The sequence below is a fragment of the Streptomyces sp. NPDC002055 genome, assembly GCF_040296705.1.
Lineage (GTDB): Bacteria > Actinomycetota > Actinomycetes > Streptomycetales > Streptomycetaceae > Streptomyces.
The window spans coordinates 1-13,458 of the sequence record NZ_JBEOXS010000014.1 but is presented as its reverse complement, the minus strand read 5'-3'; the positions used below and the strand labels follow the sequence as shown (position 1 = coordinate 13,458).

Annotated in this window: 11 protein-coding genes, 1 tRNA gene and 1 pseudogene; 2 read left to right on the top strand and 11 right to left on the bottom strand. The window is 71.7% G+C overall.

Annotation, left to right across the window (positions count from 1 at the left end; genetic code table 11):
- The first annotated feature begins 35 nt into the window (after nucleotides 1–35).
- A tRNA-Pro gene (locus tag ABT112_RS11005) sits at nucleotides 36–109 on the top strand.
- A 376-nt stretch (nucleotides 110–485) separates the two neighbouring features.
- Here the strand turns inward: ABT112_RS11005 and ABT112_RS11000 are convergent.
- Nucleotides 486–1,148 (bottom strand): GOLPH3/VPS74 family protein, encoded by a 663-nt coding sequence (locus ABT112_RS11000; protein ID WP_351507947.1) that lies wholly within the window; start codon nucleotides 1,146–1,148, stop codon nucleotides 486–488.
- A gap of 218 nt (nucleotides 1,149–1,366) precedes the next feature.
- The gene (locus ABT112_RS10995; RefSeq protein ID WP_351507945.1) at nucleotides 1,367–1,597 is read right to left on the bottom strand and encodes a hypothetical protein; all 231 of its coding nucleotides are present in this window, start codon (nucleotides 1,595–1,597) and stop codon (nucleotides 1,367–1,369) included.
- Between the two features lie 370 nt (nucleotides 1,598–1,967).
- Here ABT112_RS10995 and ABT112_RS10990 point away from each other — a divergent pair, with 370 nt between their 5' ends.
- Complete coding sequence (locus ABT112_RS10990; RefSeq protein WP_351507943.1) at nucleotides 1,968–3,836, top strand: S9 family peptidase; 1,869 nt, start codon at nucleotides 1,968–1,970, stop codon at nucleotides 3,834–3,836.
- Nucleotides 3,837–3,951: 115 nt separating this feature from the next.
- Here ABT112_RS10990 and ABT112_RS10985 read toward each other — a convergent pair whose 3' ends face one another.
- From ABT112_RS10985 to ABT112_RS10945, 9 genes and pseudogenes are all read right to left on the bottom strand, one after another.
- Nucleotides 3,952–4,953: an SURF1 family protein gene (locus tag ABT112_RS10985; RefSeq protein WP_351507941.1), complete on the bottom strand. Its 1,002-nt coding sequence runs from the start codon at nucleotides 4,951–4,953 to the stop codon at nucleotides 3,952–3,954.
- Nucleotides 4,954–5,244: 291 nt separating this feature from the next.
- Nucleotides 5,245–6,705, bottom strand: coding sequence for a hypothetical protein (locus tag ABT112_RS10980; RefSeq protein WP_351507938.1), 1,461 nt, complete (start codon nucleotides 6,703–6,705; stop codon nucleotides 5,245–5,247).
- Nucleotides 6,702–7,343 (bottom strand): SigE family RNA polymerase sigma factor, encoded by a 642-nt coding sequence (locus ABT112_RS10975; RefSeq protein WP_351507936.1) that lies wholly within the window; start codon nucleotides 7,341–7,343, stop codon nucleotides 6,702–6,704. The genes ABT112_RS10980 and ABT112_RS10975 overlap by 4 nt, the downstream gene beginning before the upstream one ends.
- A 291-nt stretch (nucleotides 7,344–7,634) precedes the next feature.
- On the bottom strand, nucleotides 7,635–8,702 hold the full coding sequence (locus ABT112_RS10970) for an aspartate-semialdehyde dehydrogenase (protein ID WP_351507934.1): 1,068 nt from the start codon (nucleotides 8,700–8,702) through the stop codon (nucleotides 7,635–7,637).
- Complete coding sequence (locus ABT112_RS10965; protein ID WP_351507932.1) at nucleotides 8,699–9,973, bottom strand: aspartate kinase; 1,275 nt, start codon at nucleotides 9,971–9,973, stop codon at nucleotides 8,699–8,701. Before ABT112_RS10965 ends, ABT112_RS10970 begins: the two co-directional genes overlap by 4 nt.
- A gap of 297 nt (nucleotides 9,974–10,270) precedes the next feature.
- Entirely contained in the window at nucleotides 10,271–10,939 is a 669-nt protein-coding gene (locus tag ABT112_RS10960) for a DUF5063 domain-containing protein (RefSeq protein WP_351507931.1), read from the bottom strand.
- The gene (gene recR, locus ABT112_RS10955; RefSeq protein WP_351507929.1) at nucleotides 10,932–11,531 is read right to left on the bottom strand and encodes a recombination mediator RecR; all 600 of its coding nucleotides are present in this window, start codon (nucleotides 11,529–11,531) and stop codon (nucleotides 10,932–10,934) included. The genes ABT112_RS10960 and recR overlap by 8 nt, the downstream gene beginning before the upstream one ends.
- A gap of 162 nt (nucleotides 11,532–11,693) precedes the next feature.
- Nucleotides 11,694–12,002: a YbaB/EbfC family nucleoid-associated protein gene (locus tag ABT112_RS10950; RefSeq protein ID WP_351507927.1), complete on the bottom strand. Its 309-nt coding sequence runs from the start codon at nucleotides 12,000–12,002 to the stop codon at nucleotides 11,694–11,696.
- A gap of 517 nt (nucleotides 12,003–12,519) precedes the next feature.
- Nucleotides 12,520–13,458: pseudogene (locus ABT112_RS10945) on the bottom strand (DNA polymerase III subunit gamma and tau); the annotation flags it as partial.

Below are 13,458 nucleotides of genomic sequence, written 5' to 3'. Positions count from 1 at the left end.
GAGCGACAGGTCCGCTAAAGTAGAGCTCGTTGCTTCGGGGTGTAGCGCAGCTTGGCAGCGCGCTTCGTTCGGGACGAAGAGGTCGTGGGTTCAAATCCCGCCACCCCGACTGAAGGAACACCAGGTCAGGGGCCTGATCCGAGAAATCGGATCAGGCCCCTGACGCGTTTCCGCGGGGGATGAGGAAAGCCCGGGAGGATCTTGGATCCTGCTCCCGGGTCGGCATCCGCCGACGCCCTCTCAGACGTTCCCGCTCGAGATCATCGGACGGGCAAGCCGAAGCAGCCGCCACCCCTTGCCGAACAAGCCGGTCCGGACGCGCCCACCCCGGGCAACGTGCGCGGTGTCGCGCGGCGGCACATCAACAGCACGCTCCACCAAGCGCAGTTCATGCACGGCAGGCACAGAGGAGCAGCCGGGGAATCGAGATACACCTGACGACTCACCACTATCCCGGTCACTCCCCCGGCATGCCCCGACCCGCGTTATACGACGGTGTTCACCACTGCGGCGGTCGTCGCCGCCGCGGTGGTCGTCAGCGCCAAGTGCACCGAGTTCACCAGCTGATGCATGACCGGCTCGGCCCAGTGCCCCTCGGTCAGCTCGGCCATGCGCTTCCGGGCGGCCGCCCCGTCGGCCTCGCCGAAGACCAGCTCGTGCAGCCCACCGCTGTGCAGCAGCACCACCAGTGCGGCCGTGGGCGCGTCGGGCTCCTGCCCCTCGAGCACCACCGCCGCGAGTGTCCGGCGCAGCCGACTCTCGACCGTGCCGTCGGCCTCCGGGTAGCGATGGATGGGGAAGATGCCCCAACGCCTCGTCCGCTCCTCACGGATGACGCCCTTCTCGAGCAGCGCCCGCCGGGCGTCGTCGACGGCCTGCTTCCTGAGCCGGAAGATCCACGCCTGCGCGTCCTCCCGTTCGCTCTGCGCGGCGATCCGCTGCAGCGTCCCGTCCAGGGCCGGAATCCCCAACGGCGTGGAGTCGGTGACGACCAGGTGGTCGCCCTCCGACCGGACCCGGCCCGCGAGCGCCAGTTCCAGCACGGAGGCGCTGGAGATCGCGAACTCGCACTGCACCGGGAGCCGAGGGGTGCCGGTCGCGTCGTCGAGCGACAGGAGCATGATCTGCTCACCGAGTGTGGTTTCCATATTTATGGGTCTCTCCCTGCCTTGATCAATGAAACACGCCTGATCACGGCACATAGGGGTGAGAGCACCTTACGGTCGACGGGCGTCACTGCGGTGGGGATGGCGGTGCCCCCGCACCGGAGCGGTTCGGCGGCCGGGTCCGGCACAGCCGCGGCGACCGCTTCCGTACTTGCTCAGGGGAGGTCCGGCCTTGTCCGGGGCCGGCGCGGGGCCCCGGCCTATTCTTCGGGCAGGCTCTCCCAGGCTTCGCCCTCCCCGAAGAGCTCGTACCCGTGCTCGGCCGCGATCCGCGCCGCGTGCGAGCGGCTGCGGATGACGACCTCGTGCTTCCTGCTGCGGACCGCGGCCTGGGTGCCGTCGTCCTTCTCCGTCGTCACGATGGCGTAGGTCTCGTAGACGACCTGGCCCGGTTCCTTCTTGCTCCAGACCACATGCATGCTGGTTCCCATCGGGCACGCTCCCCGGTGGACGACTCCCCTGGTCCCAGCTTCTCACCTGGTGCGGATCATCGCCCCACGACGCAGACACACAGCTTTGACCTGGGAAAACGATGCCTTCGACGGGCCCGCAGGGGGAGGAATCCATCCCCTTTCAAGATCATCGCGAGCGCCGGGGCGTCGACGCCCCGACGTCTGCTCAGGACCCCGGATCCCGTCCCCGATCCGGTCCCGGTCCGGCCCCGGTCCTGCCCCGGCGCAGCCCTGAGGGCGGCCCTCCACGCCCCCGTGCAGAGTGGCGCGGAGGACACCGCTCGGAGAGTTATCCACAGGCTGGGGGCCGCCCCACCACGATGTCGGCACGTCTGCGCAGAATGGGGCCATGACTGACGACACCACTGGCTCCTCCGGCTCCGCGCCGGACTGGGAGAAGCGCTTCAGGGCACCGCGGGTCGGGCTGCCCGACTGGGCGGAGGACGCGCCGGACCGGTCGCTGTTCGTCTCGAACGCGACCGGTACCTACGAGCTCTACGCCTGGGACCGCACAACGGGCGGGCAGCGACAGGCGACGGACCGGCCGAACGGCACGACGGACGGACTGCTCTCGCCGGACGGCGAGTGGATCTGGTGGTTCAGCGACACCGACGGCGACGAGTTCGGTGTCTGGCTGCGGCAGCCGTTCGGCGGCGGGGCGGACGAGCCCGCGACCCCGGGCCTCGAGCCCTCCTACCCGGCCGGTCTGGCGCTGGGCCGGGACGGCACGGCCGTGGTCGGCCGCTCCACGGACGAGGACGGCTCGACGATCCATGTACTGCGCCCGGGCACCGAGCCGGTGGAGATCTACCGGCACCGGGAGTCTGCGGGGGTCGCCGACCTCTCCCGCGACGGCACGCTGATCGCCATGGAGCACACCGAGCACGGCGACGCCATGCACTCCGCGCTCCGGGTACTCCGGCTCGACGGCTCGGTGGTGGCCGAACTCGACGACACCAAGGGCGGCACGGCGGAGCTCGGCCTGAGCTGCCTGGGCTTCTCCCCACTGGACGGCGACTCCCGGATGCTCGTCGGGCACCAGCGCAGCGGCCGCTGGGAGCCGATGATCTGGGACCCGCTGACCGGCGAGGAGACCGCCCTCGCCATCGAGCTGCCCGGAGACATCGAGGCCGAGTGGTTCCCCCGGCCTCCCGGCGCCGGCGCCTCCCGGCCGGCGGGTGCGCCGGCCGACGGCGGGGACGACTCCGCCCTGCTGATCGAGCAGAGCCACCAGGCCCGCAGCCGGCTGTGGCGCTACGAGCCCGCCACCCATGAGCTGCTGCCGCTGGAGACCCCGCCCGGCACGGTGTCCGGGGCGACGGCCCGGCCGGACGGATCGGTGGAGTACCTCTGGTCCTCGGCAGCGCTGCCGCCGGTCGTCCGCTCCACAGCGGGGCGGACCGTGCTGGATCCCCCCGGGATGAAGGCACCGAAGTCCGTGCCGGTCACGGATGCCTGGGTGGAGGGCCCGGGCGGCCCGGTGCACGCGCTGGTGCAACAGCCGGAGGGCGAGGGCCCGTTCCCGACGGTGTTCGACATCCACGGGGGGCCGACCTGGCACGACAGCGACGCCTTCGCGGGCGGCCCGGCGGCCTGGGTGGACCACGGCTTCGCCGTCGTACGGGTCAACTACCGCGGTTCCACCGGGTACGGCCGCGCGTGGACGGACGCCCTCAAGCACCGGGTGGGGCTGATCGAACTGGAGGACATCGCCGCGGTCCGCGACTGGGCCGTGGAGTCCGGGCTCGCCGATCCGGACCGCCTGGTTCTGGCGGGCGGTTCCTGGGGCGGCTACCTGACACTGCTCGGTCTGGGCACCCAGCCGGAGGCCTGGGCCCTGGGCCTGGCGGCCGTCCCCGTCGCGGACTACGTCACCGCCTACCACGACGAGATGGAGGCGCTGAAGGCCATGGACCGCACCCTCCTGGGCGGGACCCCGGAGGAAGTACCGGAGCGGTTCGCGGCCTCCTCCCCGCTGACCTACGTGGACCAGGTGCGCGCACCGGTCTACATCTCGGCCGGCGTGAACGACCCGCGCTGCCCGATCCGGCAGGTGGAGAACTACGTCCAGCGGCTGGCCGACCGGGGAGCACCGCACGAGGTGTACCGCTACGACGCGGGGCACGGCTCCCTGGTCGTGGAGGAGCGCATCAAGCAGCTGCGGCTGGAGATCGACTTCGCCGAGCGGCACCTGAAGACCCGGACCAACGGCGGCTGAAGGTCGGGAACGGCAGCTGAGGGCCGGGCGCAACCCGGATCGCTGGGAGCGGGCCTGACGGGCTGGGGGCAGTACCTGACCAGGCCCCCGGCCACAGGCTCCGGTCGGACGGGCTTCAGGACCGGCCGGCCGGGTCCGACTCCGGCACCGCGCGCCCGGAACCGGTGTCAGCCGGTCCGCTCACCGGAGCCCGGCCAGGAGCACGTTCCGTCGGCTCGGCGGGGTTCGTCCGCGCGGCGGCGCCGGGCTGCTCCGACCGTCCGCCCTCTGCCGCCCCCTCTTCCGGCGCCTCTGCCGGTCCCTCTACCGGCTCTTCGGCTCGTCCCGCCTGGTCGGCTCCCGTCTGCTCGGCCTGTTCCGGCAGCAGGCCCAGGGCCAGATCGCGCTCCGCTTCCGCCTCCCGGCGCAGCAGGCGGAACCACATGAAGACCACGAACCCGGCAAAGACGAACCACTCACCCGTGTAACCGAGGTTCTGGAACGCCTTGAGGTCCAGGCCGCTCCCCTGCGGGGCAGTCGGGGGCACCGGCCGCAGCGCGCCCTGCGCTCCGGCCCCGGGGAGCGTGATCCAGGCGTCGTAGACCCCGTACGGCACCACGTTCACCAGCGACGCCGCGCTGATCATGCCGAGTTGCCCCCGGGGAAGCCCTCCGGACCGCGCCCCGTCGCTGCTCTGCGTCTCCGAGGCCTGCAGCGACCCGGTCACGGTGACCTCGCCGCGCGGCGGCTCGGGAACATCGGCCCGGTCGGCGTCGCCGGGCAGCCAGCCGCGGACGACGGGCAGCGCGTCGCCGCCCTCGGTACGCAGCAGGGTGAGGACGTAGAAGCCGTTCCGGTCGCCCAAGCGGCGGTCGGGGACGAGCAGTTGGGTGTCGTAGCGGCCGGTCGCGGTGGCGCGCCGGCCCGACGTCTCCTTGGTCACCGGCAGCAGGTCGGCCAGCGGCGCCGCCGCCGCCTCGGCATGGGCGTCCGCGTCCCGCTGCTGCTCCTGATGGGACTCCACGCGCGTCTCGAAGCGGCCCAGCTGCCAGCTGCCCATGAAGAGGCAGAACGGCACGCCGAGCGCGACGAAGAGGTTGATTCCCCACCAGCGGGGCGTCAGCAGGAACCGGTACACACCACCACGGTACGGGCCACAGCCGGGGCCCCCGCCCCCGGGGTCACCGCCTCCCCCGCCCACCGGTGTCCGGACGAGCCCGGGCCCGGGGCAGGCATCACGCGCCCGGACCCGGGGGCTGGCCTCCGGACAGCCGGGCGCCCGGACGGACAGACCCGACGGACAGCCCGGATGGACAGGATCGATGGACAAGCCGGACGGAGAAGGCCCCGGCAGCCACTCGAGCGGTCACCCGATCGATCACCCAAGAAGCCGTTCAGCTGCCGTCTCAGCAGCCGTTCCAGCAGGCGCTCAGGCGGTCGCCAGTGCCCCCGTGCGGTAGATCGTCCCCGCGCACGCGTTGGTGATGGTGGCGTCGGCGGCGCTGGGCGCACCGGCCTGCGGGGTGTGACTGAGTGCCACGCTGCCCGCGGGCGGAGTGCCCTGGTCGCCCTCGGCCGTCTCGGCCACCGTCGCGCCGTCCGGTTCACCCGCGGCGCCCGAGCTGCCCGGGTCCGGCGTCGAACCGGGGTTGGGGCAGCCACCCGCACCTCCCTCGGCCGGGACCCAGGCGAACTTCACCTGATAGGCGACCCCCGGCTGGAGGATCACCGTCTGAGGCTGGGTGGCCGGGTCGGGCAGAGCGGTGGCCGGGTCGCCCGCGGTGTGGTCCACCACGGAGATCCGGGTGCCGTCGGCGCCGCCCTGCGCGGTCGCGAAGACCTGTCCGCCACCGTCGACGGTGCAGGCCGCGTCGGAGACGTTGGTGACCTGGAAGGAGCCGTACACGGTGCTCGAACCGTCGAGCGTGGCGGGTGTGGCGACACCACCGCTGAGCTGGTCCCGGGTGCAGGTCGGCGAGGTGGCGGCCATGGTCTCGGACGGGCCCTCCCCGCCACCGACCGCGCCACCGCCCGGCTGCTCCGTCGCGTCGCCCTTTTCGCTGTCCCGGTCGCGCTTGCCGCCCTCGGTCTCCTTGTCGGACGGCTCCTTCTCCTTCTCGCCGTCCTCGGTTTCGGCGGCGGTGCCACCGGATCCGCCCTGAGTCCGTTCGCTGTGCCCGGCGTTGGCCGGGTGCGCCTCCGTCACCCCCGCGTCGCGGGCGACGTGCACCAGCGCGGGCACGGCGCTGCCGACCAGCAGCACTGCGGCCGCCGCGCCGACCAGCGCCTGCCGCTTGCGGGCACGGCGCGCCGGGACGGCGTGCCGGAGATGGTCGAGGGCGTGCGGCGCCGGCTCGATGTCGTCGACGGCGGTGTGCAGCAGCGCCCGGAGGGCCTGCTCGTCCAGGCCGGGTCCGTTCACATCCCGCGGCACCTCGGAATCCGCATTCCGCGGCCCCTCGGAACCGGCGGAGCCACGGACCGCCCCGAGCAGAGCCGTCACCCCGGCCTCGGAGGCGTGCGCCACGGAATCGGAGGCGTGCGCCACGGGATCGGGGGCGTGCGCCACGGAATCGCGCTCGGAACCGTCCGCCGCGGCATCCGCCTCGGAGCCATCCGCCTCGGAGCCATCCGTCTCGGAGCCATCCGTCACGGAATCGATCTCGGAGGCATCCGTCACTGCATCAGCCCCGGATCCGTCCGTCACGGAATCGGCCTCGGAGGTATCCGTCACCGCGCCGGCCTCTGAACCGTCCACCGCGCAACCGGCCTCGGAGGCATCAGTCGCGCTGTCGTCGGCCCGGGAACCGCTCTCCTCGGGGCCATCGGACGCATCCAGCCCCTCGACGGCCCCGGGTTCTCTCTGCGGCCCGTGCTGCTGCCCGCTCATGCCGGGTCCTCCATGGCGACGCGGAGCGCCGCGATGCCCCGCGAGCCGTACGCCTTGACCGAACCCAGCGATATCCCGAGCGTCTCAGCCACCTGGGCCTCGGTCATGTCGGCGAAGTAGCGCAGCACGAGGACCTCGCGCTGCCGGCGCTGCAGTCCGCGCATCGCCTTGATCAATTGGTCGCGCTCCAGCTGTTCGTACGCCCCCTCCTCGGCGCTCGCCATGTCGGGCATCGGCTTGGACAGCAGCTTCAGCCCGAGGATGCGGCGGCGCAGCGCGGAGCGGGACAGGTTGACGACCGTCTGCCTGAGGTAGGCGAGAGTCTTCTCCGGGTCGCGGACCCTACTACGCGCGGAATGCACGCGTATGAACGCCTCCTGCACGACGTCCTCGCACGAGGCCGTGTCGTCGAGGAGGAGGGCGGCGAGACCGAGCAGGGACCGGTAGTGGGCACGGTAGGTCTCGGTGAGGTGATCGACTGTGGTACCCGCGGTCATCGCCTCGTCAGCGCCCTCGCGCTGCGACGGTACGTGGGTGGTCTGCGCAGCGGGCATGGGCGCGATCACCGGCATTCCACCGGTCGCGCGAGGACGGAGCGGTCGCAGGACCGCCGTGCCGCCCCCATGGGGCGCTGCCATGCCGAGTACTTCTGCCACGCTTGTTGGACACGCTTCCCCCCCTGAGGGTTGTACGCGTGAGCCACCGCTTTCGACAAAGCACTACATGCCCTCATGCGCACCGTTCTTCCCAAATGCCCCAAATAATTCAGCGACTCCGAGCGACGGCAACAAAGACGCTCCCCACCCACCGCCGGTTGCAGTGAGTGGGGAGCGAATAGTCGAACAGATCGTCAGCCCAGTTCAAGGGTACGGACCAACGACTTGATCACATAACCTTCACAGACTGTCGGGGAGTCACCCGTCACGGGGCTACGCGGAAGTGAGCTCCGCGGCGACGACCTCGGCGATCTGAGCGGTGTTCAGCGCGGCTCCCTTGCGGAGGTTGTCACCGCACACGAAGAGCTCCAGCGCCTGCGGGTCGTCCAGGGAGCGCCGCACCCGGCCCACCCAGGTCGGGTCGGTGCCCACGACGTCTGCCGGGGTCGGGAACTCGCCCTGCGCCGGGTTGTCGCACAGCACCACACCGGGCGCGCCGCTCAGGATCTCGTGCGCCTTGGCGACCGAGACCTCGCTCTCGAACCGCGCGTGCACGGTCAGCGAGTGCGTGGTGACCACCGGGACGCGGACACAGGTCGCCGTGACCCGCAGGTCGGGCAGGCCCAGGATCTTCCGCGACTCGTTGCGGACCTTGAGCTCCTCGGAGGTCCAGCCGTCGTCCTTCAGCGAACCGGCGAACGGCACCACGTTGAGCGCGATCGGCGCCGGGTACGGGCCGAACTCGCCCACCGCGCGGCGCACATCGCCGGGCTGGGTGCCCAGGTCCGTGCCGGTCACCTTGGCGAGCTGGTCCCGGAGGGTGTCGACGCCTTCCTTGCCCGAGCCGGAAACGGCCTGGTAGGAGGAGACGATCAGTTCGGACAGGCCCCACTCGGAGTGCAGTGCGCCCATCGCGACGATCATCGACAGGGTGGTGCAGTTGGGGTTCGCGATGATGCCCTTCGGGCGGACCCGCGCGGCGCGGGCGTTCACCTCGGGGACCACCAGCGGGACGTCCGGGTCCATCCGGAAGGCGCCGGAGTTGTCGACGGCGACCGCGCCCTTGGCGGCGGCGATCGGCGCCCACTCGGCCGAGACCTCGTCCGGCACGTCGAACATCGCGACGTCGACGCCCTCGAACGCCTCCTCGCTCAGCGCGACGACCTCGACCTCCTCACCGCGGACGACGAGCTTCTTGCCCGCCGAGCGCGGTGAGGCGATGAGGCGGATCTCGCCCCAGATGTCGGCACGCTCCGAGAGAATGCCGAGCATCACGGTGCCGACGGCGCCGGTGGCGCCGACGACAGCCAGGGTGGGCTTGCGCCCGGGGGCGGAAGTCATCGCCCGGTACCTCCGTAGACGACGGCCTCGTCGCTCTCGCTGTCGAGGCCGAAGGCGGTGTGCACCGCGCGCACGGCCTCGTTGACGTCGTCGGCACGGGTGACGACGGAGATACGGATCTCCGAGGTGGAGATCAGCTCGATGTTGACCCCGGCGTTGGACAGGGCCTCGAAGAAGCCGGCGGTGACGCCCGGGTTGGTCTTCATGCCCGCGCCGACCAGCGAGATCTTGGCGATCTGGTCGTCGTAGCGCAGGGACTCGAACCCTATGGCGTTCTTCGTCCGCTCCAGAGCCGTGATGGCCTTGCGGCCCTCGGTCTTCGGCAGGGTGAAGGAGATGTCGGTCAGACCGGTCGACGCGGCCGAGACGTTCTGCACCACCATGTCGATGTTGATCTCGGCGTCCGCGATCGCACGGAAGATCGTCGCGGCCTCGCCCGGCTTGTCCGGCACCCCGACGACCGTGACCTTGGCCTCGGACGTGTCGTGGGCAACCCCCGAAATGATCGCCTGCTCCATCGGCTGGTCGTCCCCTCGCGGTTCGTTGCTGACCCACGTGCCCCGGAGGCCGGAGAACGACGACCGGACGTGGATCGGAATGTTGTAACGGCGTGCGTACTCGACGCACCGGTGCAGCAGCACCTTGGACCCGGAGCTGGCCAGCTCCAGCATGTCCTCGAACGAGATCCAATCGATCTTGCGGGCCTTCTTGACCACCCGCGGATCGGCGGTGAACACACCGTCGACATCGGTGTAGATCTCACAGACCTCGGCGTTCAGCGCGGCGGCCAGTGCCACCGCGGTGGTGTCCGAGCCGCCCCGGCCCAGGGTGGTGATGTCCTTCTTGTCCTGGGACACACCCTGGAAACCGGCGACGATGGCGATGTTGCCCTCGTCGACCGACTGCTGAATACGGCCCGGCGTGACGTCGATGATCCGCGCTTTGTTGTGGACCGAGTCGGTGATGACGCCGGCCTGGCTGCCGGTGAACGACTGGGCCTCGTGACCCAGGTTTTTGATCGCCATCGCCAGCAGCGCCATGGAGATTCGCTCTCCGGCGGTCAGCAGCATGTCGAACTCTCGTCCGGCAGGGATCGGGGATACCTGCGCAGCGAGATCGATCAGCTCGTCCGTCGTGTCACCCATCGCCGAAACCACGACGACCACCTGGTGGCCGCTCCTCTTGGCTTCGACGATTCGCTTGGCGACGCGCTTGATGCCTTCGGCATCCGCAACGGAGGAGCCGCCGTACTTCTGCACGACAAGGCCCACGTGCGCTCCTCGCAACTCTTGTCTTCCGGGGACCCCGAATCAGGATCCTTCGGTCGGCTCAGTCTATCGAGCAGGGAAAAAGAGCCACCCTGGTATCGCATGGTGAGACCCAAGGTTCACCACGTGATCACAGGCGCGCTGCCTTTCCGAGCCCGCTCCGGCAAGGCCCCTGCCCGCTGGAGGGCAGAGCACACGGAAACGTAACCCAGTTCACACGGCGGTGTGCCGTGAGCGCGCGCATACGGGGTACCCGGCGGCCTCGGACCGGCTCCCGCGGCGGAAGGCCCGGTACGGGGCTCAGCTGCGGACCGGACGGACGCCCAGCGGGGCGGCGATCTCCTGGGCCATCACCCGGCCCGCCTCCTCCTCCAGCGACACATCGGCCACCGCGACAGTGTCCGTGTCCAGCCCGTCCAGCTCGTCGAGCGGGCTCTCGGTGCGGATGTGGGCGAGCAGCGACTGCAGGGCGCGGAGCGCCGCGGAGGCGGTCGGCCCCCAGTTGGAGAAGTACGAGAACTGCCACCACCACAGCGCCTCGGTCACCCGGCCCGCCCGGTAGTGGGCCATGCCGTGCCGCAGGTCGGTGATGATGTCGGCGAGGTCGTCGGAGATCCGGCAGGCCACCGGCTCGCTGCGGGGCACGTACGGGTCGAAGACCTCGGAGTAGACGTCCGCCGGGTCCAGCAGCAGGGCGAAGCGTTCCCGCAGCTCGTCGACGTCGTCCGGCTCCGGGCCGGCGTCCGTCTCGTACCGCTCGTCCGGGACGATGTCCTCGTGCGCCCCCAGCCGGCCGCCCGCCAGGAGCAGCTGGGAGACCTCCAGCAGGAGATACGGGATCGCGCTGCCCGGCTCGTCGCCCTTCGCCACTTCCGTGACCGCGACGATGAAGCTCTCGACCTGGTCGGCGATCTGGACGGCGAAGTCGTCCGGGTCCTGCTTGCTGTCGTGGAGCGTGGCGTCAGACATCGAGAAGTCGTCTCCCTTCGAAGGCACGCCCCAGCGTGACCTCGTCGGCGTACTCCAGGTCTCCCCCGACGGGGAGCCCGCTGGCCAGTCGCGTGACCTTCAGGCCCATGGGCTTGACCATGCGGGCGAGGTAGGTGGCGGTCGCCTCCCCCTCGAGATTCGGGTCGGTGGCCAGGATCAGCTCGGTGACGACACCGTCGGCGAGCCTGGCCAGCAGTTCCCGGATCCGCAGGTCGTCCGGGCCCACGCCCTCGATGGGGCTGATCGCCCCGCCGAGCACGTGATAGCGGCCGCGGAACTCACGGGTCCGCTCAATCGCGACGACGTCCTTCGGCTCCTCCACGACGCAGATGACCGCCCGGTCCCGGCGCGGGTCCTGGCAGACCCGGCACTGCTCCTCCTGCGCGACGTTCCCGCAGACGGAACAGAACCGGACCTTGGCCTTGACCTCGGTCAGTGCGTGGGCGAGCCGACGGACGTCGGCCGGCTCGGCCTGGAGGACGTGGAAGGCGATCCGCTGCGCGCTCTTGGGACCGACGCCGGGCAGCCTGCCCAACTCGTCGATGAGGTCCTGGACCACGCCTTCGTACACGGAACGCCGTCTCCTTCTTCTTTCCTGGTGCGTACGCTAGTTGATCCGTTCTAAGGTCCGGATCAGAACCGGCTCACCGGCCGGTTCCGATTCCGGTTCCGGGCGAACGGACCGGGCACGGCCACGAACCGCGCCGCTCCGGCCGGAGCCGGGTCAGCCGGGTCAGAAAGGCATCCCCGGCATGCCGCCGAGGCCCTGCGCGAGCGGCCCCAGTTTCTGCTGCTGGAGCTCCTGCGCGGCGTTGTTGGCATCGCGGACGGCCGCGAGAACCAGATCCGCGAGGGTCTCCGTGTCCTCAGGATCCACGGCCTTCGGGTCGATGACCAGGCCCTGGAGCTCACCGGCTCCGGTGACCGTGGCCTTGACGAGCCCGCCGCCCGCGGAACCCTCGACAGGGGTCTCGGCCAGCTCCTGCTGGGCCGCGGCGAGGTCCTGCTGCATCTTCTGGGCCTGCTGAAGCAGCTGCTGCATATCGGGCTGCTGACCACCGGGAATCACGGCTTGCTCCTGGCACTCGACGACGTTTGTTCCAGTAGCCCGAGCCTACGTGCTCACCGGGCCCCGCGCCCTACGCCGTACGAAGACGCCTGGTGCGGGGGCGGTACGGGGGCTGGGCCTCCGGTGCGGGGTGCGGGCCGCCGGTGCGCGGGCCGGGCGGCCGGGCGGGGTGCGGGGGCCGGGCCGCGGGCAGTGCCGGAGCCGGGCCTCCGGCAGGCGGCCGAGCCGGTCCCCCGTCGAGGCAGGGCGGGCCCGTGCTGGGGCGGGGCGGGCGGCCGGTGGGTGGCGGAGCCGATCCGTCGCCGGGTGCGGGGCGGGCCCGTACCGGGTGACGGAGTCTGGCGGCCGGTGGGTGGCGTCCCCGCCGGGCCGCCTCCCGACGGCCCCAGCAGGCGGGGCGCGCCACGCCACGCGAGGCGCTGCCCATGGCACTGCTCACTCATGGCGCTCACGGCGCAACTCACGGCGCTACTCGTGGCTACTCATGGCGCTACTCGTGGCTGAATTCCTCGACCACGGTCGCGCCGAGCTCGCGGACGATCAGGTCGTGGCCGCTGAGCGCCGACTCGTCGAGGTCCGGGTCGTCCGCCTCCGGGAGGTCGTCCTCCAGGGAGACCGGCGGGCGCTCCGGGGTCCCGTAGGCACCCGCCTCGGGGCGCGGCCGCGGATCCGGTGCGGGTGCCGCCGGGGGCGAGGCGGCCTCCGGCGCAGGCGCCGCCGGGCGAACGGGCTGCTGGGGGGCCGGCGCCGGGGCGGCCGGGCGCGGTGCCCCGCCGCCACCGCCGAAGCCGGGACCGGGCCCCTGCCCCGGGCCCGCGGAGCCGCCACCCTGGGAACCGCCGCCACCGGACGGATCGACGATCGCCTCGACCCGCCACTGCAAGCCGAGCGACTCGCTCAGCGCCTGCCGCAGCACGTCCTCACTGCCACCACTGACGAAGCTGTCCCTGGCGCCCGCGTTGGAGAAGGCGAGCTGGAGCGTGGTGCCGTCGAAGCCCGCGACCTGGGCGTTCTGGCTCAGCAGGATCCAGGTGAAGCGGCGCCGGTTCTTCACCGCCTCGAGAATGTCCGGCCACATCTGACGGACCTGGACGGCGCCCTGCGCCGCCGACGGCGCCACGGAGCCACCCGACGGCGTGGGAGCACTCGACGGCGCGGGGCCGCTCGGCGCCGGAGCCGCCGGAGCCTGGGCCGGGCCCCCGCCCTGCCCGGGCGTACCCGCCGTGGGCCAGCCGCCGGGCCTGCGCCCCGCCCCGCCGGTCGCGCCGGACGCGTCGGAGGAGGCAGACGAGGCGGCCGTCGGCCAGGCGCCCGGGCGCTGCTGCGCCGCCGCACCCTCGCCGGCCGCGCCGTTCTCCGCGGCATCGATCACGACGAACTGGTCCCCGTACTCCCGGTGCTCCCGGTGCGCCCGGGCCTTGGCCGTCGT

Coding starts and splice junctions, on each gene's coding strand:
- ABT112_RS11000 (WP_351507947.1), bottom strand. CDS start 1,148: ATGGAAACCACACTCGGTGAGCAGATCATGCTCCTGTCGCTCGACGAC.
- ABT112_RS10975 (WP_351507936.1), bottom strand. CDS start 7,343: ATGGCAGCGCCCCATGGGGGCGGCACGGCGGTCCTGCGACCGCTCCGT.
- ABT112_RS10995 (WP_351507945.1), bottom strand. CDS start 1,597: ATGGGAACCAGCATGCATGTGGTCTGGAGCAAGAAGGAACCGGGCCAG.
- ABT112_RS10990 (WP_351507943.1), top strand. CDS start 1,968: ATGACTGACGACACCACTGGCTCCTCCGGCTCCGCGCCGGACTGGGAG.
- ABT112_RS10970 (WP_351507934.1), bottom strand. CDS start 8,702: ATGACTTCCGCCCCCGGGCGCAAGCCCACCCTGGCTGTCGTCGGCGCC.
- ABT112_RS10950 (WP_351507927.1), bottom strand. CDS start 12,002: ATGCAGCAGCTGCTTCAGCAGGCCCAGAAGATGCAGCAGGACCTCGCC.
- ABT112_RS10980 (WP_351507938.1), bottom strand. CDS start 6,705: ATGAGCGGGCAGCAGCACGGGCCGCAGAGAGAACCCGGGGCCGTCGAG.
- ABT112_RS10960 (WP_351507931.1), bottom strand. CDS start 10,939: ATGTCTGACGCCACGCTCCACGACAGCAAGCAGGACCCGGACGACTTC.